General features: G+C 60.7%; 1 protein-coding gene. It reads right to left on the minus strand.

The genetic code is table 11. The features are described 5' to 3' along the window. On the minus strand, positions 1–300 hold a 300-nt coding region (locus L6D77_RS27110), incomplete at both ends, for an immunoglobulin-like domain-containing protein (RefSeq protein ID WP_236170237.1).

The raw sequence follows: 300 nt of genomic DNA on the forward strand, positions 1-300 counted from the left end.
CCGCCGACAGGGTCGCGACGACTTCGCTGGTGGTGTCGGTGATCTGTACGGTGGCGTTGCCACCCAGTTCCAGATTCTCGAAGGTCTTGCCAGCGACGGTTGCGTCGCTGACACCCACGGTCAGGCTGTCGGCATCTTTGAAGACGTCATCGCCCTGGGCGTCGGCCTTGTAAATGGCTTCGGTCTGGCCCGCCGGAATCACGACTTTGGCGCCGTTGGACAGCGTGACAGTCAGATCCTGATCCAGCTTCTGGCTGACTTTGACGGTGAACGACGGCTGTTGATCTTCGGTGACATCGC

The organism is Pseudomonas parasichuanensis, from assembly GCF_021601385.1.
Lineage (GTDB): Bacteria > Pseudomonadota > Gammaproteobacteria > Pseudomonadales > Pseudomonadaceae > Aquipseudomonas > Aquipseudomonas parasichuanensis.